Below are 19,086 nucleotides of genomic sequence, written 5' to 3'. Positions count from 1 at the left end.
CCGGAATGGTCAGGTGTCCGCCTGGGTGCCGGGTTCGTGGATCGGGCAGCGGTTGAAGCGTTCGCGGAACCCGGTCGAATGCCTGTAGGCTTCACGCCGGGCCCGGTTGATGTTGCCCAGCGGCTGATGGGCGGCAAGGCCGGTCCAGACCATGAAATGCATCTCTTCATTCACAGCCTGCACGCGCGCGGCATCCCAGCTATCCTGACGCGGCACGGTGATGGTGGCCACCGTCCGGAAGGGCGCCTTCTCCTTATTCCACTCGACGGTCGGGTCCTCGACCGGCTGCTCCTCCAGATCGCGGCATAGCTGCACGCGAAACTCCCAGACACCGTCGATGCCCTTCATCTCGGCCTGTATCGTTTCGCGGATCGCATCCGGCCGGCCAGTGGCGTCGATCTCCTGGCCCTTCAGCGCCAGCAGTTCCGGCGCAACCGGGACGAGGCTGAACTTCGCGATGTGGTCCCCATAGCGGAACGGCGTGACGCTGTAATAGGTCTCGCCGAGGGGATCGACATTGGGCGCGCCGCCCAGCGACTGGACCTTGGTGCTCTCGATCCCCATGGCCTCCAGCGCGGTGTTCACACCGCGCAGCACGGAGGACATGACCGTCTTGGTGCCCTCCAGCCGATCGGTGGTCCTGGCCAGCATTTTCAGATTGCTCAGGAATTGCCTGGCGGTCTTCGTCTGGAAGACCGGGCCGTTCACCATGATGAAGTCCTGGGTTTTGCCCTCGGCGCCGGGCAGGCGCTTGCCCTCCACATCCAGCACCTTCAGCGCCATGCCGCGCGGAAGGGAGATCGCGTCCGGCAGAATGTCGCCTGCATTGGTCGAGATCTGCAAATAGACCTTGTGCTCGCCCGGCCTGGCGAAGAGCCCCTGGGCCAACTCCGGCGGCAGGTCGGCGGCAATCGCCATCCTGCCTTCGAGAACAGCATGAGCCTTGGCGTGGACGGAGCGGACGGCATGGCCATAATCCTTCGCCGTCGTCTCCAGGATAGTGTCGAAGGCCTCGTTCAGGCCCCGGATCGTATCCTGCTCGTCGGGTTGGATCTCCTCGACAGCGGGGGTGTAGCGGACCGGGGGGCTGAGACTCATCATCGGCTCTTTTGTCCAGGTTTCACGCCTGTCCGGACCCCCCCGCGACATCACACGGCGCCGGGATGGAGGGGGGACACCGGGACTGCCTGGAACAGGTTCTGTTTCACAACTAAGCCGCGATGGACCCCAAGGTTGCGGCAAGCCAAGCGAAGCAGGGTCGGGCGGCACACCGAGCCGGTTCAATGGGCGAACGATCCGCAGCTTCGCCGCGGCCAGGGAGGACCGGCCCACCGCGCGGCATGACCTAGACAGCAAGATAGAAGAATAACCTAAAAATCCCCGGCGAAACGATAAAGTCATTCCCTTTGCATCTTATAGAATAGGATACTCCAAGATAAATCCATTCCGACCCCTCACCATGGAGCCAGGGCCGTGGACGCCAGCGCCGTACAGCCTATAACCCGGCGCCAACCCAACGACTGTCCCAGATCCTCCTTCACAGGCTTCCGAGGGGCGCAGTGGCGCCATATCGACGCGATGATCCGTTGCCGGCCACCAGCCATGCGGCGCTTCATCCCATGCCGGGCGACCCCGCCGCCATCTCCGCTGTCCTGGGATCGAGACCGGAGTATCCATGATCCCACGTCGGACGCTTTTCCTGGCCCTCTGCGGCGCGGCCCTCTTCCTCGCGGCCCCTGCCGTTCATGCGCAGCCTGCCGAAGGCGGCCTTCCCTACCGGACCGGCTTCGAGGTCAAGCCCGACCCGGCGCTGGCGTCCAAGGTGCCGCAGCGGTACCGCCAGGCCGGCATCCTGACCGTCGCCACCAACCCCAACACCCCGCCCACCATCTATATCACCGAGGACAACCGCACCCTGGCGGGGCGGGAGATCGACGTGATGAGCGCAGTGGCCCACCGGCTCGGGCTGGAGCCGCGCTGGGTCAATGCCGGCAGCTTCGGCAACATCGTGCCGGGTCTCGCCAGCGGTCGCTATGACGCGGCCCTCGCCAATCTGAGCGTCACGCCGGAGCGGCTGAAGCAGGTGGATTTCGTCTCCTATTTCGACAACAACCGCCTCGGCCTGGTGCGGGCGAAGGACGGTTTCGACGGGAAGCCGGCCACGGACCTGATGAGCCTCTGCGGGGACACGATCGGCGCGGGCTCCGGCACCACGAATGCGGAGGTGCTGCTGCGCCAGAGCGAGGCCTGCGTGGCGGCGGGCCGGAAGCCCATCACCGTGCCGCTCTTTCCCGGACGCCCGGCCGGCGTGCAGGCGGTGCTCAGCGGCCGCATCCCGGGTTTCGTCGGTCCCTATGAAGGGCTCGTCTACATGGTCTCGGCCTCGCAGGACCGGCTCGTCCTCGCCGGCACTTTCACCGTGCCGGGGGATTTCGTGGGCATCGGCCTGCAGAAGGACAGCCCGCTCACGCCGCTGGTGGCGGAGGCGCTGAACTCGCTGATCCAGGACGGCACCTATCTCGCGATCCTGAAGAAGTGGGGGCTCGACTACGGCGCCCTCACCGCGGCACGGCAGAACGACGCGATCCTCGAGGCGCCCCGCAAGGCGGCCAGCGGCGGATGAGCGCGACCGTCCTGCCTCCCGCCGCCGGCTCCTCCACCGGCCCGGTGCTGGTCCCGCGCCGGCATGTCGGGCGCTGGATCACCGGCGCCGTGGCGCTGCTGGCCGTGGGCCTGTTGCTGTTCTCGCTGGCGCAGAACCCACGCATGCAGTGGGATGTCGTCGCCCGCAACCTGACCGCCCCCTCCATCCTCTCCGGGGTGCTGGTCACCCTGGAACTGACCGCCATCGCCGCGGTGGTGGGCTTCGCGGGCGGCGTCGCCCTGGCGATCATGCGCCTGTCCGGCAATCCGGTGCTGGCGTCGATCAGCTGGGGCTTCACCTGGATCTTCCGCTCCGTCCCGACCCTGGTGCAGCTCTTCTTCTGGTTCAACATCGCGGCGCTCTATCCGACTCTCAGCCTCGCCCTGCCGGGCTTCGGCACGCTCTGGTCGGCCCAGACCAACAGCCTGATCGGCACCTTCGGCGCCGCGCTGATCGCCCTCATCCTGCACGAGGCCGCCTATGCCAGCGAGATCGTGCGCGCCGGCATGATCGGGGTGGGGCAGGGGCAGACGGATGCGGCGCGGGCCCTTGGCTTCACGCCGCTGCGCACCACCTGGCGCATCATCCTGCCACAGGCGATGCGCACCATGCTGCCGCCGGCCGGCAACCAGATCATCTCGCTGCTCAAGACCACCTCGGTCGTCTCCGTGATCGCGCTGGAGAACGTGCTCTACTCGGCCCAGGTGATCTATGAGCGCACCTACGAGGTGATCCCGCTGCTGGTCGTCGCCGCCCTCTGGTACATCGTGATGACGTCGGTCCTCTCCGTCCTGCAGCAATATGTCGAACGCCGCTTCGACCGTGGCGCGAGGGCCCGGCGATGAGCAGTGACGTCATGATCGACGGCGTGGGCAAGTCCTTCGGCGGGCGCCGTGTGCTGGACGATGTCACGCTGCATATCCCGGCGGGACAGGTCTGCGCCATCATCGGCCCCTCGGGCTCCGGCAAGTCCACCTTGTTGCGGTGCATCAACCATTTGGAGCGCGTGGACAGCGGCACCATCCGCATCGGTGGCGAGATGATCGGCTACCGCCTGAGCGGCGGCCGCCTGTACGAGCTGAGCGAGCGGCAGATCGCCCGGCAGCGCGCCCGCGTCGGCATGGTCTTCCAGAGCTTCAACCTCTTTCCCCACCTCACCGTGCTGGGCAACCTGACCGAGGCGCCGGTGCAGATCCTGGGCCAGCCGCGCCGTCAGGCGGAGGAGAAGGCGCGCGCCCTGCTCGCCCAGGTCGGCCTCGCCTCCCGCGCCGGCGACTGGCCCCAGACCCTTTCAGGCGGGCAGCAGCAGCGCGTGGCCATCGCCCGGGCCCTGGCGATGGACCCCGGCGTGATGCTCTTCGACGAGCCCACCTCGGCGCTCGACCCGGAACTGGTGGGAGAGGTCCTCCAGGTCATGAAGAACCTGGCGCGCAACGGCATGACCATGGTCGTCGTCACCCATGAGATCGGCTTCGCGCGCGAGGTCGCCGACCAGCTCGTCTTCATGGAAGACGGAAGGATCGTCGAGTCCGGCGATGCGCGGGAGATCATCGCCGCGCCGCGCCAGGCCCGTACGGCCGAGTTCCTGGCCAGCGTGATCTGAGTCAGCATGGCCTGACCGCCCCTGGTGCCGCCACAACGCGGCGCCATCCCATGCTTCACCGATCCCGGCCGGGCCCTTCAGCCCGCGCCGCGGCAAGATCAGGATTGATCCAACCGTGACACGCCAGATGCATCTCGGGGTCTTCGTCCAGGCCGCCGGCCACCACGTCTCCGGCTGGCGCCTGCCCGGTGCCGAGGCCGGCGCGGAGAATCTCGACCTTCTCCAGCGCATCGCGAAGACCGCCGAGCGCGGGCTCTTCGACATCTTCTTCCTGGCCGATGGGCTGACCAGCGGCACCGACGCGCATCCCTCCACGGTCGTGCGCTTCGAGCCGCTGACCCTGCTCGCGGCCCTGGCGATGACGACCAGCCATATCGGCCTCGCCGCCACCGCCTCCACCACCTATGGCGAACCCTACCAGACCGCCCGCGTCTTCGCCTCGCTCGATCATCTGAGCGGCGGCCGCGCCGCCTGGAACGTGGTGACGACCAGCTATGCCCGTTCCGCCGCGAACTTCACCCGCGGCTCGCACCCGGAACACGATGCCCGCTATGAGATCGCCGAGGAATTCGTCGATATCTGCAAGGGGCTCTGGGACAGCTGGGGCGATGGCGCCATCCGGATGGACAAGGAGAGCGGCGTCTTCGCCGACCCGGCGCGGATGCATGTGCTCGACCACAAGGGCAAGCATTTCTCGGTGCGCGGGCCGCTGAACGCCTCCCGTCCGCCGCAGGGCCATCCGATCATCATTCAGGCGGGCTCCTCCGGCCCGGGCCAGGACCTCGCCGCCCGCACCGCCGATGTCGTCTTCACCGCCCAGGGCGATCTCGGCGAGGCGCAGGCTTTCTACCGCAGCCTCAAGGGCCGTCTGGCACAGTACGGCCGCCCCCCGGAAGCGATCGCCGTCATGCCGGGCGTCTTCACGGTCATCGGCCGCGACCGTGCGGAGGCCGAGGAGAACTACAACCGCCTGCGCGCGGTGACGGACCTGAACGGCGCGCTGGCCCTTCTCTCCGACCGGCTGGGGCATGACGTGCGCGGCCTCGACCTCGACGCGCCGCTGCCGGACCTGCCGATCTCGGACCAGCTCCGCAGCCGGGCCGAGCTTCTGACCGCCCTGGCGCGGCGCGAGAACATGACCGTGCGCGAACTCGCCCTGCATGCCGGCATGGCGCGCGGCCATGGCGTCGTGCGCGGCACGCCCGAGGAGATCGCGGACCGCCTGCAGGAATGGTTCGAGGGTGAGGCAGCGGACGGTTTCAACATCATGCCACCCTGGTTCCCGGGGCAGTTCGACCTCTTCGTCGATCATGTCGTGCCGGTGCTGCAGCGGCGCGGACTGTTCCGCACCGAATATGCCGGCCGCACCCTGCGCGAGAATCTTGGCCTGCCGCGCCCCGCCAACCGCTTCGAGGCGATGTGAGGAAGACCAGGATGAGCCAGGACCTCACCCATCGCTACGCCACGCTGATCACCGGCAGCCGGCCGGGGGCAGCCGCTCTCGCCGCGGCCCGGGACGGCGGGCTCGATTTCCTCGCCGCCGCCGTGGGCGGGCTGGAGGATGGCGGCTACCTCAAGGTGAAACGAGCTCTGCTGCCCCTCGCCGGCCAGGGGCAGGCCAGCGTCATCGGCCATCCGGATCGCCTGGATGCGCAGACCGCAGCGCTGCTGAACGGCACGCTCGGCCATGCGCTGGACTATGACGATGTCCAGGCTGGCGTGCGCGGCCATCCCAGCACGGTGATCCTGCCCGCCTTGCTGGCGCTGGCCGAGGAGAGCGGCGCCGGGGCCGAGGCCCTGCTGGCCGCCTATGTCACCGGCATCGAGGCGATGGCGCGGCTCGGCCGTGCCATGGGATCGCGCCACTACGAGACCGGCTTCCACAACACCGCGACGCTGGGACCGGTGGGCGCCGCGGCGGCGCTGTCGCACCTGATGGGCCTTTCCGTCGAGGATACGGCGAATGCGCTGGGCATCGCCGCCACGCAGGCGGCCGGGCTGCGCCTGCAATTCGCCAGCGAGGTCAAGCCGCTGCATGCCGGCCTCGCGGCCCGCGCCGGGGTGCTGGCGGTGCTGCTGGCCCGTGCCGGTCTGCAAGGCAACCGGACCTTCCTCGACGGGCGCCTGGGCTTCCTGGAGGTCCTGGGCCTCGGCGGCACCGCGCCGGAACGTGCCGTCGCCGGCTGGGGTGAGGAATGGGAGATCCTTTCCCCCGGCCTGGCCTTCAAGGCCTATGCCTGCTGCGGCGCCAGCCACCTGCCGGCCGACGCCATCCTCGACCTGATCGCCGAACATGGCGTGACGGCGGAGGATGTGGCGGAGGCCGTCATCACCTTCCCGCCCGGTGGCGAGGCGGCTCTGGTGGTGACGGAACCCCGCTCCGGCCTCGATGGCCGCTTCAGCGTCGAATACGTCATCGCCGTCGCGCTGCTCGACGGCCGGCTGGGGCTCGCCGCCTTCGCCGACCGGCCGCTTCGCGCGGATATCGCCGCCCTGCTGCCGCGCATCCGCCGCCAGGTGGACCATGGCGTCCCGTCGATCGGCGAAGCCCCGGAAAAGCGCTTCGCCCGCGTCGATCTGCATCTGCGTGACGGGAGGAGGCTGAGCCGGACGGCCACGAAGGTGCGCGGTGTCGCCGATCCCGGCGCGAAGTTCCTCGATGCCGCCGCCGGCCTCGCCGATGCGGCGGCGATTTCGGATCGCGTGAGAAGCATGTGGACGGAGAAGGATCTCGCGCAGTTGCTCCTGCGCCTGCGGATACTCGGCGGGAAACCATCCTGAGCAGAAAAGGAACGCCTCCCCGCCCTGTCCTTGGCGATGACGTTGTCGCCTGTACAAAGCGAAGTTCGAAAACCGCTTCTCTTGGTCCGATCACCGGCACCGACTAGGCTTCCCGGAATGAGGAAGACATTTCCTGGGATCGGCACCCGCTCATCCGTCTCGTCGGGCCGGCGCCTGTTCGTGATCTGTATGTAGCCGGAGCACCGCTCCGGCCCTTCCACGCAACGACCGCAAGACCGCGTCGCCGCGCCATCGCGAGCGGCGATCGTGGAGCCATGCCGCCTGACTCAGCCGGAGAAGCCGTTCCCGTGAACCAGATCAGCCCGCTGCCAAGAAGCCCCCGGTACGATTTCGGCGCCCTGTTGCGGGACGGGCCGCCCCGGCGCAGCATCGCGGAGGAGCGGCTGCACCGCCAGCAATCCCTCGCCGTCACCTTCCGCCTGTTCGCGCGCCTGGGCTTCGACCAGGGCCTGGCCGGGCACGTCACCGCGCGCGACCCGGAATTCCCGGACGAGTTCTGGGTGAACCCGCTGGGGCAGCATTTCGGCCGGATCCGGGTCTCCGACCTGATCCGCGTGAATCACCAAGGGGAGGTGGTCCACGGCGACCAGCCGGTGAATCGCGCCGCCTTCGCCATCCATGCCGCGATCCACGCCGCTCGCCCGGATGTCGTGGCGGCGGCACACACGCATTCCACCCACGGCAAGGCATGGGCCTCGCTGGGACGCAGGCTGGATCCGCTGACACAGGATTCCTGCGCCTTCTTCGAGGATCATGCGGTCTTCGACGATTTCACCGGCGTCGTGCTCGACCGTTCGGAAGGCGACCGGATCGCCGAGGCCCTCGGAACGCACAAGGCGGTGATCCTTCTGAACCACGGTATCCTGACGGCGGGGCCCACGGTGGAAGCGGCAGCCTGGTGGTTCATCGCGATGGACAACGCCGCGCGGACCCAGCTCCTGGCTGAGGCCGCCGGCACGCCGCGCCCCATTCCGGCCGAGACCGCGCGCCTGACCGCGACCCAGGTGGGCAGTGCCCGCGGTGGCCTGCTGTCCTTTCAGCCCTTGCGCGACTGGATCCTCTCCCAGGAGCCGGAGCTGCTGGATTGAGCGCCATGTCCGGTCAACTTGGCCGCAGGTCGGCCATCGCCAGCCTGCTCGCCCTGCCTGCCCTGCATCTCGGGCGCGCCAGGGCGCAGGAAACGGGAACCCTGCGCGTGGGCGATCAGAAAGGCGGCAACCAGTCGCTGATCCTCGCCTCGGGCGTCCTGCGCGACAGCCCGCTGCGCGTGGAATGGGCGCAGTTCGCCGCGGCCGCGCCTCTGGCGGAGGCGCTGAACGCCAATGCCATCGATATCGGCGGGATCGGCGATGCGCCCTTCGCCTTCGCCCATGCCGCGGGGGCACCCATCAGGGCCGTCGGCGCCACGCGTTCGAGCGGCCGCAGCACGGCACTCCTGGTGCATGACGACGCTCCCTACAAGAGCTTCGCCGACCTCAAGGGCAAGAGGATCGGGACCGGCAAGGGCTCCGTCGGGCATTTCCTTGCTGTCGCCGCAAGAGAGCAGGCTGGGCTGGGCCGACGGGACGTCCAGATCGTCTTCCTGTCGCCGGCCGAGGCCAAGTCCGCCTTCGCTTCCCGCCAGATCGATGCCTGGTCGAGCTGGGGGCAGTATGTCTACCTCGCCGAGGCGCAGGACAAGGCGCGCATCCTCCTGGACGGCCGAGGCCTGATGAGCGGCCTGAGCTTCCAGGCGGCCACGCAGCCGGCCATTGCCGGGAAGCGGGCCGAGATCGCGGAGTTCCTCCGCCTCTGGGCCGAGGCGCTGCGCTGGGGCGACCGGAACCTGGACCGCTACGCCCAGTCCTGGGCCCGCGAGACCGGCGTGACCGAGGAGGTGGCGCGCCGCACCCTCGATGCCCGGGGCTTCCTGCCCGTGCCGGTGGACGAACAGGTCATCGACGCGCAGCAGCGCACGGTCGATCTCTACACGCGCGAGGGTCTTCTGCCGGCGGGCGTCGATGTCCGCCGCAGCTTCGATCCGTCCTTCAATGCCTATTCCAGCTGAACCGGAAGGGAGCCCAGCATGAGCGTCGAGTTCATCGGCTATGTCGGCCACTTCAATTCGTCTGAGACCATCCGCCGGAGCGGTCCGGCCCTGGATATCGATTTCGTGGAAGCCTCGGCCAAGGCGCAGGAACTGGGTGGCTTCGACCGCGTCCTGGTCGCCTTCCACTCCACCTCGGCCGAGAGCATCCTGATCGGCCAGCACATCGCGAGCGTCACGGACCGGCTGGGCCTGATGATCGCCCACCGGCCCGGCTTCACCGCGCCGACCCTGGCGGCGCGGCAGTTGGCCACGCTGGACCAGTTCTCGCGCGGCCGCGCGGCGGTGCACATCATCACCGGCGGCAACGATGCCGAGTTGGCCCAGGATGGCGACCATCTGACGAAGGACGAACGATACGCGCGTACCAGCGAGTATCTCGACATCCTTCGCCAGGAATGGACCTCGCCGCAGCCCTTCGATTACGAGGGCCGCTACTACCAGGTGCGGCGGGGCTTCGGCGATGTCCGGCCGGTGCGGCCGGAGGGTATCCCGGTCTATTTCGGCGGCGCCTCCGCGGCGGCCGTCCCGGTGGCCGGCAAGCATGCCGATGTCTATGCGCTCTGGGGCGAGACCTACGACCAGGTGCGGGAGATCGTGGCGCGCATCCGTGCCGCGGCCGCGCCGTTCGGGCGGCAGCCGCGCTTCAGCCTGTCCCTGCGCCCGATCCTCGCCGAGACCGAGGAACAGGCCTGGGCCAAGGCCGACGCCATCCTGGCCCGGGCCAAGGCCCTGAGGGAGAGCGGCGGCGACCGGCGCGCCCCGCAGAACGAGCGGCATGGCGGGCCGGGGGTGGTGGCGCCGCCCAATGAAGGCTCGCGCCGCCTCCTGGCCGCGGCCTCGCAGGGCAGCCGCCTGGACAAGCGCCTCTGGACCGGGATCGCCGCCCTGACCAATGCATCCGGCAACTCCACCTCGCTGGTCGGCACGCCGGATCAGGTGGCCGAGGCAATGCTGGACTACTACGATCTCGGCATCACCACCTTCCTGATCCGCGGCTTCGACCCGCTGGTGGATTCCATCCAGTATGGCAGGGAGCTCATTCCGCGCGTCCGGGCCCTGGTGGCCGCACGCGACGCCGCAGGCCATTCCGCCGTCGCCGCGGAATAGTCCCGGACGGGCCGGGGGTGGTCCGGAAGAACCGCCCCCGGCCATCTTCCAGTTCAGCGCACGCGCAGCCTCGCACTGGACGAAGCGCCGTCCGCATCCAGCACGGAAACGCGGTACAGGCCGGGGCTCGACGGTTCCCAGGCCACATCCCGCCGGGCCGGCTGCCCTTCCAGCGGGGTGCCATCCACCAGAAAGGTCAGCGGGCGCCGCCCACCGACGGCACGCAGGCGCATCGGCCCGGCCCTACCCCGTTTCCCGCCATGGTGGAGAGTCCATGGGAAGGGACACGGGAATCACTGGGTCGGGTGGCGAGAATGCCTGCTGCGGCGCCAGGGATCGAGAAGTTCCGCCCAGCACCGTGGCAGGGGCGGGGCGCCGCGGCATCTCACGCCCGGATCATGCCGAATCCCATATCCGGAAGTCATGACCTCCGCATCGCCGGACTTGCCGCCAGCGGATGATCTGGATGGATGGCGCAGACCACTGACCGGCTGATCGACGCCGCCCTGCATGAGCCCGATGCGGAGCGGCGTCTCGGCTTCCTGCAAGCCGCCAACCGGCGCGGGCTGGAAGCCCGTGTGCTGCTGCCGCTGTTCTCCGCCCCGGTCGTCCTCGCCTCCAAGGCGACCATCAGCTACGATGTCGGCGACAGCGGCAGTTCCGAGATGACCTCAGCGATGCGGGCGCATCCGCGCCGCTGAGGCTTCCTCCGGCCGGTTCTATTCGGCCGGCTGCAACGCGCCGTAGATGTCCGGCATGCGGCCGATATCGTGCGGCCGGACGCCTTCCGGCCGGACCAGCTCGTAGTCATGCCGGCCATCCGGATGCAGGGCGTGCATCACATAGCCCTGCACCTTCTCGCCGAAGGGTTTGCCGTCGGCCCAGGCATCGCCGACATGGAAGGCGACCGCCGGAGCCCAGATCTGCCGGAGTCCCTCGCACAGGCCACGGTCACGCCATTGATGCACATGGCCGGAGGCAACGAAGGCCGGGGGATGGGCCCGGAACATCTCCACCATCCGGCGGCGCGGCGCTTCCAGCACATGCCAATAGCTGCGGCCTGCTTCATCCAGCGCCTGTTCGCAGAGCGGCTTGTGCAGGAAGATCGCGATGCTGCGCCCGCCAGCCCCCGACAGGGCATCCTCCAGGAAGGCGAACTGCTCCTCGGCCATCTCGGTCGCGGTGATGAGGGTGTTCAGCCCGATCAGCCGCCAGCCCGGCACATCGCGCAGGAAGCGGTCCGCGCCGAAAATGCCGTTCCAGCGCCCGACACGCTCGGCATCCGCGCCGTCGCGTTTGGCGATGGCCGGATCGTTGCCCACATCGTGGTTGCCGGGGATGGCCAGCCAGTCGAGCCCCATCTCCTGGTGCCGGGCGAAGGCATGCTCCAGTTCCGCCTGCCCGGCCTCCCCGCCCAGCTCGCCATGCGCGGAGATGTCGCCGGTATGGACCACGAGATCCGGCCGGTCGGCCCGCAGCCGCTCCGCCACGACCGCGAAGTTGCGGTCGAAGACGGGGTGGCGCGGGGAAAGATGCGTGTCGCTGATCTGCGCGAGACGGAACACCATGGGTTCAGCCCTTCCGCGGCAGCAGGCGGCGCACCTCGGCCACCATGTCCGGGAGGACCTGCTCCGGTGTCGCCTTCTGTTCCACCACCCGGGCGATGTTGTCCACCATCGTCTGGGTCACGCGCACGCTGTTGCTGCCGGGGAAGGCGTACCAGGGCACGGAGATCGGGATCTGCCGCACCGCCGGCACGAAAAGCGGGTTCGCCTTGTAGAAGGCCGCCAGGTATTGCGGGTCGTCGATCGCGATCTGGTTGCAGGGCAGGTAGCCAGTGTTCTTCACCATCATCGCCTGCCCCTCGGGGCCGGTGGAGAAGCGCAGGAACTTCCAGGCGGCGGCGCGCTTCGCCGGGTCCTTCGCGGTCAGCATGCCGGCGGCGCCGCCGGTCGGCAGGCGGCCCTTCTGCGCGTCGATCACCGGCATCTCCGTGGTCCGCAACGCGAAGTTCTCCCCCACCGAACTGACCGTACCGCGCACCAGGGCCGTGGTCTGGAAGATCATGCCGAGCTTGCCCGCGCCGAAGGCCTGGCGCGCCGCGGCGGCGGTGAGGTTCGGCATGCCGCCCTCCTTCACCATCCGGTCGATCAGGCGTAGCGCGTTCAGCCCTTCCGGCCCGCCGAAGGCCACGTCGCGCTCATCCGGCGTCAACATCCGTCCGCCGGCGCCGAAGAGCAGGGCAGAGAACATCCAGTCGTCGCCGTTCCAGGTGTACCACATACCCTCGATGCCATCGCCAAGGCGGTGGATCTTCCCGGCCAGCTCCAGGACGCCATTCCAGTCCTTCGGGAAATTCTCGGGATCGCCACCGGCACGGCGCACCAGATCGGCATTGTAGTAGGTCACCGGGTTGGAGGCCGCATAGGCCAGCCCCGCCTGGATGCCGCCGAACCGGCCCAGCGCCAGCATGTTCGGCGTATAGCCTGCCTTGGCCGGGTCGCCCTCTTCCTGCAGCAGAGGCGTCAGATCCTGGGCGATGCCACGTTCGGCGAAGACACGCAGCCGGTTGAAGCCCTGGTAGCTGAGATCGGGGAGCTGGTTGGTGCCGGCCTGGCGCAGCAGGAGCTGCGCGCCTTCCTCGTAGTTGGGGGTGTTGATGAAGTTGACCTTGATCCCCGGCTCGCGCTTCGCGAACTCGGCCATGATCGCGTCGTAGCTGTCCTTGTAGATGAAGGGCTGCGCGTAGTGGACGGTGATCTCCGTCTCCGCGGCGCGGGCGAGGCGCGGTGCCGCGAGAGGGGCGGCCAGGGTGGCGAGCGGCAGGGCCAGCGCCTTGCGGCGCCCGAGGGCGAGGGTCATGACTGTATCTCCGGATACGGTTCTTGTCGGGGTCAGCCCTTGAGCCCCGTGGAGGCGATGCCTTCCACGAAACGGCGCTGGGCCAGGAGGAAGGCGATCACCAGGGGGGCTGTCATCACCACGGCGGTGGCCATCAGCGCGCCGTAGTCATCGCCGGCATCCACCGAGCGGAAGAACAGCACGCCCAGGGCCGGCGTGGCGCGGTCCGGCCCGCTGACCACGAGCAGGGGCCAGAACAGGTCGTTCCAGTGCGCCACCACCGAGAAGATCGCGAAGGCGGTCGCGGCCGGCCAGGCATTGGGCAGGACGATGCGCCAGACGATGGCCATCTCGCCCATCCCATCGAGCCGGGCGGCATGCAGCAGGTCATCCGGCAGGGAGCGGAAGAACTGCCGGAACAGGAAGACCGCGAAGACCGAGATGGTGAAGGGGGCGATCAGCGCGGCATAGGTGTTCAGCCAGCCCAGCGAGGCGAGCGTCACATAGATCGGCAGGGCGGTGGCCTGCACCGGCACCAGCAGGCCGAGCATCACCGCACCGAACAGCACCTCCCGCCCTGGAAAGCGCAGCTTGGCCAGGGCATAGCCTGCCGGAACGGCGAAGAGGAGCTGGAAGAACAGGATGGCGCCGCAGACCACCACGCCATTCAACAGATAACGGAAGACGGGGATGCGCTCGAAGACCTTGCCGTAGTTCTCCACCGCGTTCAGCCGCTCGGGCAGCAGCGAGAGGGAGTCCCGGAAGATCTCGTCCAGCGGCTTCAGGCTGGCGGCGAGCATCCAGATATAGGGCATCAGCACCAGCAGCCCGAGCAGGGTCAGCAGGGCGAGGCGCGGCAGGTCGCGCAGGAAGGGCGTGTCGCGCGGTTCAGCCATAGTGCACCTGCTTGTCCAGGAAGTGCGTCTGCAGCCACATCAGCGTCAGCACGATGGCCAGGAAGACCAGCGTGATCGCCGCCGCATAGCCAAGGCGGAAATAGGTGAACCCTTCCTCGTAGAGCGTGTAGAGCAGCACGGCGGAGGCCTTGTTCGGCCCACCCTGCGTCAGCACGGCCACGAGGTCGAAGGACCGCGTCAGGGCCCGGATCATGGTGATGGTCAGCACGAAGAGCGTGGTGGGACCAAGCAGCGGCCAGGTGACGAGGCGGAACCGTTCCCAGCCCGAGCGCACGCCATCCACCTCGGCGGCGGCATAGAGCTCGCGCGGGATGGCCGTCAGGCCCGCCATGAAGAGCACCATGTTGAAACCCAGATTCTCCCAGCTTCCGATCGCGGCGAGGGAGAGCAGCACCGTGTCCGAGGAGGACAGCCAGGCCGGCCCCGGCAGGCCGATGGTACGCAGCATGGCGTTCAGTGGGCCGATGGTGGGGTGCAGCAGGTACTGCCAGGCGGCGGCCATGGCGACGGCGAGCGACACGACGGGCAGGAAGAAGACGGCGCGGAAGAAGGCGCGCCCGCGCAGACCGGACTCGATCAGCACGGCCAGCCCCAGCCCTCCCAGCACGGAGACCGGTGTGGTCAGCCCGACATAGACCAGCGTGTTGCGGACCGACTGGGCGAAGCCGCGATCCGCGAGAAGCTCGGAGAAGTTGTCGAGCCCGACCCAGTGGAAGCCCTCGACGCCGAGTTCGTAGTCGGTGAAGGCCATGGCCACGGCCGCCAGGGTCGGCAGCAGGATCATCAGCACATAGGCGATCACCGCCGGCAGGCTCAGCAACCAGGCGGCGAGGGCTTCGCCATGCCCTTTCGTCTGCGCCACAGGCGCCGTGAGCACAGCCTCAGACATGGGCCAGTTCCGCCCCCAGCGCCACGGAAGGGCAGCGCCGACCGGCGGCGTCGAAAAGCAGCGCCTTGCCCGCGTCGAAGCCCAGGAAGACCTGCCCGTCACCGGGAATGCTGGCGCGGCCTTCCGGCGGCAGGCGGCGGAGAGTCAAGGAGGAGCCGCTGCCCGGATGACGCAGATGCAGCAGAAGGCTCTCGCCCAGGAACTCCATCGCCTCGACATGGGCCGGCAGGCCATTGGAGGTGAGGTGCAGGTCCTCCGGCCGCACGGCCAGCGTCAGCGGCCCCGGCGTGGCGCGCAGCCCGATGGCGAAGCCGGCGACCCGGACGATCCCATCCGCCTCCGCCTCGGCCGGCAGGGTGTTGATGCGGGGCGAGCCGATGAAGGTGGCGACGCGCAGATCGGCGGGATCGTTGTAGATCGCCTCGGGCGTGGCCATCTGCAGGATGCGGCCGCCGAGCATGACCGCGACGCGATCGGCCATGGTGAGGGCCTCGGACTGGTCATGCGTCACATAGAGCGTGGCCGCGCCGCTGCGGCGGTGGATCTCCACGATCTCGCGCCGTGTCTGGACCCGCAGCGATGCGTCGAGGTTGGACAGCGGCTCATCCATCAGAAACAGCTTCGGTTGCCGCACCATGGCGCGTGCCAGGGCCACACGCTGCCTTTGCCCACCGGAAAGCTGGCCGGGCTTGCGGTCAAGTAGCCCGGCGAGGCCAAGGGCGCGCCCTGCCTTCTGCACATCGGCCTGGATACCCTGCCGGATTTCGGATGTTCCTGGCAGGAAACGCCCCAGGAAGGGCAGGCGCTGCCAGCCGTTCATCCGCCGCATGGACAGTGGCACCGCGATGTTCTGCGCGGCGGTCAGATGGGGATAGAGCGCATAGGACTGGAACACCATGGCAACGTCGCGGTCGGCGGCGCGCCGGCGGGTCACATCGCGGTTGGCGATCTCGATACGCCCCTGATCCGGCTGTTCGATCCCCGCGGCGATGCGCATCAGCGTGGACTTGCCGCAGCCGGACGGCCCCACCAGGGCGATGAACTCCCCTTCCGCCATCTCCAGCGAGACGCCGGACAGGATCGGGGCCCCGCCGAAGGACTTCGTGACTCCGCTGATCAGAACCCCAGGCAAACCGAATCTCCGCAGATGCGGGCGGCCTGATGCACCCGGGGGATGACGCCCCGGTTGCGGTTTCGCGAAGCTTTGATGGCAATGCCCGTTCAGGCCGGCCGGTAGTGCCAGACGCTGGCCGGGGGCAGGTTCAGTGGCGTCCATGCCTCCCGCCGGGCCGTCAGGTCGAGCCGCCGATAGGGCAGGGGCGAGGTGATGCAGTAGGTGTAGAGCAGAAAGCCGCGCCCCGGCGCGACGGCCTCCACCGCCCGAACGAAGCGCTGCTGCCGCTCCAGCGGCAGCAGCACCAGGGGAATGCCGCAGATCACCGTGCCGACGCGGCCATGCTGGCTGGCCGGGATCAGACGCGGGAGATCAAAGGCATCGCCCGTGACCACGCAGGCGCCGGGCAGCTTGCGGCGCAGGTGCTGGGCCATTTCGCTCTCGATCTCGACCACGGTGAGTCGTTCCGGTGCCAGCCCCTGGGCCAGCAGGGCCCGGGACACCACGCCCGTTCCGGCGCCGAGTTCCACCACGATCTCCCCCTCGCCGGCACGGGTCAGCCGGGCGATCCGCTGGCACAGGGCCGGGGAAGACGGCACCACGCTGCCCATGCGCAGCGGGTTGCTCGCCCACTGTTTCAGGAACAGGCCCGCATTGGCGATCCCACGGCCCGGCTCAGGCGGGCTGGATGCCGGGTCTGGAGGGCGGAACGAGACGGGCGCAGAGGAGACCGATGCACTGGGACCAACCTTTCGCAGGGTGGCGGCAAGCCGCGCGAGCCGCGGCACGAGCGTCGAAACAGGCAATCCGTGGATCCTCGTTCAAGGGCCCCGGCTGGCGCGTTGGCCGAGATGGAACACGGGGCAGCAGTGGCACCCGGCCAGATCGTCCTGAATCCGATCGCCGGTAGCCCATGATGCAACGGGTATAGAATCCGGCCTTTCGCCGGGGGTGAAGATTTCTTGAAGGCTTCGCGTCGGGCCGGACAAGCCCGTTCGGTCCGCTGGCCCCTTGGCCGCGTGCGCCCGTGTGGTCCATGCTGGCACCCGGTGGACGGACGGGTCTCGCGAGACATGCACGGTGAATACAAGGTACAGGGCGGCAAGCTCGTCGTCGTCGATCTCGACGTCCGGGACGGCCGCATCGCCGATGTCCAGATCGCCGGCGACTTCTTCCTCGAACCAGCCGATGCGCTGGACGACATTCGCGGCGCGGTGGAGGGCTTGCCGGCTGAAGCAGGGTTCGAGCAGATCGCGGCGGCGATCCGCGCAGCCCTGAGACCGGATGCGGCGCTCATCGGCTTCAGTGCCGAGGCCGTGGCCATCGCGGTGCGCCGCGCCCTCGGGTCGCGCGGCGGCTGGCGGGATTACGACTGGCAGATCATCGAGGCGCCCCCCGTTTCACCCGCGATGCATCTGGCGCTGGACGAGGTCCTGGCCCAGGAGGTTGCCGCCGGCCATCGTGGCCCGACGCTGCGTTTCTGGGAATGGGAGCGGCCCGCCATCATCATCGGCGCCTTCCAGTCGCTGCGCAACGAGGTGGATCTCGAGGCGGCCACTGAACTGGGCGTGGAGGTCGTCCGCCGCGTCACCGGCGGCGGCGCCATGCTGGCGGAGCCAGGCAACAGCGTCACCTACTCGCTCTACGCACCAGGCGAACTGGTGCGCGACATGAACTTCGCCGACTCCTACGCTTTCCTCGATGCCTGGGTGCTGCAGGCGCTGATCTCCCTCGGCATCGATGCCTTCTACAAGCCGCTCAACGACATCTCCAGTTCCAAGGGGAAAATCGGCGGAGCGGCGCAGAAGCGCTTCTCGGCCGGCACGGTCCTGCACCACGTGACCATGGCCTATGACATGGACGCGGAGAAGATGGTGAAGGTGCTGCGCATCGGGCGCGAGAAGCTGAGCGACAAGGGCACGGTGAGTGCGGTCAAGCGCGTCGATCCGCTGCGCAGCCAGACCGGCCTGCCGCGCGAGGCGGTGATCCGGCGGATGCGGGAGACCTTCGTGTCGCTGCACGGCGGCTCAGCCGGGCAGATCACGCCGGAGGAATATGCGGCGGCCGAGAAGCTCGCTGCAGGGAAGTTCTCCTCCGATGCTTGGCTGCGGCATATCCCCTGAGGCATGGAAGCCTTCGCCGTACCGATGGCGATGAAGGCTTCACCTATGCCATGGACCGGACCAGTGCCGTGAAGGCGCCTGTCACCTCGCGGGCACTTTCCTCCTGATAGACGAGATGCAGTGGCGCGCGCGGCGCTGGCGGCAGCAGCGTGCGATAGGCGACGCCATGCGCAAGGAGCTGCCCCATGGAGGCTGGAACGATCGAGAGCCCGATGCCGGAGGCGATCAGCGTGACGGTGGAGGCCATCTGCGGCGCCTCCTGCTCGATCTGCGGGGTGAAGCCGGCGGCTTCGCAGGCGCTCAGGATGGCATCGTAGAGCGCCCGCCCATTGCGGCGCGGATAAAGAATGAAGGCTTCCTCGCGCAGCGCCGTCAGCGCGACCGCCTCGAACCGCGCCAGGGGGTGGCCGGCCGGCATGGCCAACAGCATCTCCTCCTGCTGGACCGGCAGGCTCGCCAGCGGTGCGGCCTCGCCGGCCGCCGGGCGGATGAAGGCCACATCCAGGTGCTGCGCGCGCAGGCTCTTGAGGATCTGGGTCGTGTTCTCCTCGGCCAGTTCCACCCGCACCTCCGGAAAGGCCTCGCGATAGTCACGGATGGCGCGCGTCACCAGCGGGTTGAAGGCGGCCGAGGAGGTGAAGCCGATCCGCAGCCGGCCGGTCTGCCCCCGTGCGGCCCGCCGTGCGGCCAGCAGGGCTTCCTCGCTGCGGGACAAGATGTCCCGCGCGTCCCGCAACAGGCTGCGCCCGGCCGCCGTCAGCGCCACGCCGCGCGGCAGCCGGTCGAAGAGCGGCATCCCGGCCTCCCGCTCCAACTGCTGGATCTGCTGGCTGAGCGGTGCCTGGTTAAGGCCGAGGCGCGCTGCGGCCCGGGTGAAGTTCAACTCCTCGGCCACGGCGACGAAATAGCGGAGATGGCGAAGATCCATATCTGAAACCATGGCGGTCCATGAAGATC

19 protein-coding genes are annotated in these 19,086 nt (G+C 68.7%); 10 read left to right on the top strand and 9 right to left on the bottom strand.

All coding sequences use genetic code 11. The features are described from left to right. Window positions 1-9 precede the first annotated feature (9 nt). Window positions 10-1,098, bottom strand: a complete 1,089-nt coding sequence (locus MVG78_RS19685; RefSeq protein ID WP_247561101.1) for a catalase family protein — start codon at window positions 1,096-1,098, stop codon at window positions 10-12. Window positions 1,099-1,675: 577 nt separating this feature from the next. Between MVG78_RS19685 and MVG78_RS19680 the strand changes: the two genes are divergently transcribed. The 8 genes from MVG78_RS19680 (at window position 1,676) to MVG78_RS19645 (ending at window position 10,245) form a co-directional block, all read left to right on the top strand. Then, window positions 1,676-2,623, top strand: coding sequence for an ABC transporter substrate-binding protein (locus MVG78_RS19680; protein ID WP_247560887.1), 948 nt, complete (start codon window positions 1,676-1,678; stop codon window positions 2,621-2,623). Then, window positions 2,620-3,489 carry an amino acid ABC transporter permease gene (locus MVG78_RS19675; protein ID WP_247560885.1) on the top strand — a complete coding sequence of 290 codons (870 nt, stop codon included), beginning with the start codon at window positions 2,620-2,622 and terminating at the stop codon, window positions 3,487-3,489. Before MVG78_RS19680 ends, MVG78_RS19675 begins: the two co-directional genes overlap by 4 nt. Continuing rightward, window positions 3,486-4,247: an amino acid ABC transporter ATP-binding protein gene (locus tag MVG78_RS19670; RefSeq protein ID WP_247560883.1), complete on the top strand. Its 762-nt coding sequence runs from the start codon at window positions 3,486-3,488 to the stop codon at window positions 4,245-4,247. The genes MVG78_RS19675 and MVG78_RS19670 overlap by 4 nt, the downstream gene beginning before the upstream one ends. Before the next feature lie 127 nt (window positions 4,248-4,374). Beyond that, window positions 4,375-5,670 carry an LLM class flavin-dependent oxidoreductase gene (locus tag MVG78_RS19665; RefSeq protein ID WP_247561099.1) on the top strand — a complete coding sequence of 432 codons (1,296 nt, stop codon included), beginning with the start codon at window positions 4,375-4,377 and terminating at the stop codon, window positions 5,668-5,670. An 11-nt stretch (window positions 5,671-5,681) separates the two neighbouring features. After that, window positions 5,682-7,028, top strand: a complete 1,347-nt coding sequence (locus tag MVG78_RS19660; protein WP_247560881.1) for an MmgE/PrpD family protein — start codon at window positions 5,682-5,684, stop codon at window positions 7,026-7,028. 275 nt (window positions 7,029-7,303) lie between these two features. After that, window positions 7,304-8,137 (top strand): class II aldolase/adducin family protein, encoded by an 834-nt coding sequence (locus tag MVG78_RS19655; protein WP_428480848.1) that lies wholly within the window; start codon window positions 7,304-7,306, stop codon window positions 8,135-8,137. A gap of 5 nt (window positions 8,138-8,142) precedes the next feature. Beyond that, window positions 8,143-9,096: an ABC transporter substrate-binding protein gene (locus MVG78_RS19650; RefSeq protein WP_247560879.1), complete on the top strand. Its 954-nt coding sequence runs from the start codon at window positions 8,143-8,145 to the stop codon at window positions 9,094-9,096. 18 nt (window positions 9,097-9,114) lie between these two features. After that, the gene (locus MVG78_RS19645; protein ID WP_247560878.1) at window positions 9,115-10,245 is read left to right on the top strand and encodes an LLM class flavin-dependent oxidoreductase; all 1,131 of its coding nucleotides are present in this window, start codon (window positions 9,115-9,117) and stop codon (window positions 10,243-10,245) included. Window positions 10,246-10,298: 53 nt separating this feature from the next. Here MVG78_RS19645 and MVG78_RS19640 read toward each other — a convergent pair whose 3' ends face one another. Next, complete coding sequence (locus MVG78_RS19640) at window positions 10,299-10,478, bottom strand: hypothetical protein (RefSeq protein WP_247560876.1); 180 nt, start codon at window positions 10,476-10,478, stop codon at window positions 10,299-10,301. 237 nt (window positions 10,479-10,715) lie between these two features. Between MVG78_RS19640 and MVG78_RS19635 the strand changes: the two genes are divergently transcribed. Next, on the top strand, window positions 10,716-10,946 hold the full coding sequence (locus MVG78_RS19635; protein ID WP_247560874.1) for a hypothetical protein: 231 nt from the start codon (window positions 10,716-10,718) through the stop codon (window positions 10,944-10,946). An 18-nt stretch (window positions 10,947-10,964) separates the two neighbouring features. On the opposite strand, the gene MVG78_RS19630 is transcribed toward MVG78_RS19635, so the two are convergent. The 6 genes from MVG78_RS19630 to MVG78_RS19605 form a co-directional block, all read right to left on the bottom strand. Next, window positions 10,965-11,813 (bottom strand): metallophosphoesterase family protein, encoded by an 849-nt coding sequence (locus MVG78_RS19630; RefSeq protein ID WP_247560872.1) that lies wholly within the window; start codon window positions 11,811-11,813, stop codon window positions 10,965-10,967. Window positions 11,814-11,817: 4 nt separating this feature from the next. Next, entirely contained in the window at window positions 11,818-13,107 is a 1,290-nt protein-coding gene (locus tag MVG78_RS19625) for an ABC transporter substrate-binding protein (RefSeq protein WP_247560870.1), read from the bottom strand. A gap of 32 nt (window positions 13,108-13,139) precedes the next feature. Next, a complete protein-coding gene (locus MVG78_RS19620; RefSeq protein ID WP_247560868.1) occupies window positions 13,140-13,982 on the bottom strand; it encodes a carbohydrate ABC transporter permease in 843 nt (280 codons plus the stop codon). After that, window positions 13,975-14,892 (bottom strand): carbohydrate ABC transporter permease, encoded by a 918-nt coding sequence (locus MVG78_RS19615; protein ID WP_247560866.1) that lies wholly within the window; start codon window positions 14,890-14,892, stop codon window positions 13,975-13,977. Before MVG78_RS19615 ends, MVG78_RS19620 begins: the two co-directional genes overlap by 8 nt. After that, window positions 14,885-16,024 carry an ABC transporter ATP-binding protein gene (locus tag MVG78_RS19610; protein WP_247560864.1) on the bottom strand — a complete coding sequence of 380 codons (1,140 nt, stop codon included), beginning with the start codon at window positions 16,022-16,024 and terminating at the stop codon, window positions 14,885-14,887. Before MVG78_RS19610 ends, MVG78_RS19615 begins: the two co-directional genes overlap by 8 nt. An 89-nt stretch (window positions 16,025-16,113) precedes the next feature. Further along, window positions 16,114-16,617, bottom strand: coding sequence for a class I SAM-dependent methyltransferase (locus MVG78_RS19605; RefSeq protein WP_247560862.1), 504 nt, complete (start codon window positions 16,615-16,617; stop codon window positions 16,114-16,116). A gap of 462 nt (window positions 16,618-17,079) precedes the next feature. Here MVG78_RS19605 and lplAB point away from each other — a divergent pair, with 462 nt between their 5' ends. Beyond that, entirely contained in the window at window positions 17,080-18,129 is a 1,050-nt protein-coding gene (lplAB, locus tag MVG78_RS19600; RefSeq protein WP_247560860.1) for a lipoate-protein ligase LplAB, read from the top strand. A gap of 43 nt (window positions 18,130-18,172) precedes the next feature. Here lplAB and MVG78_RS19595 read toward each other — a convergent pair whose 3' ends face one another. After that, window positions 18,173-19,057 carry a LysR family transcriptional regulator gene (locus MVG78_RS19595; RefSeq protein ID WP_247560858.1) on the bottom strand — a complete coding sequence of 295 codons (885 nt, stop codon included), beginning with the start codon at window positions 19,055-19,057 and terminating at the stop codon, window positions 18,173-18,175. Window positions 19,058-19,086: the final 29 nt, after the last annotated feature.

The organism is Roseomonas gilardii subsp. gilardii (assembly GCF_023078375.1).
Taxonomy (GTDB): Bacteria; Pseudomonadota; Alphaproteobacteria; order Acetobacterales; family Acetobacteraceae; genus Roseomonas; species Roseomonas gilardii.
The sequence above is the reverse complement of the archived record's forward strand: the minus strand, read 5'-3'. Positions and strand labels throughout refer to the sequence as shown.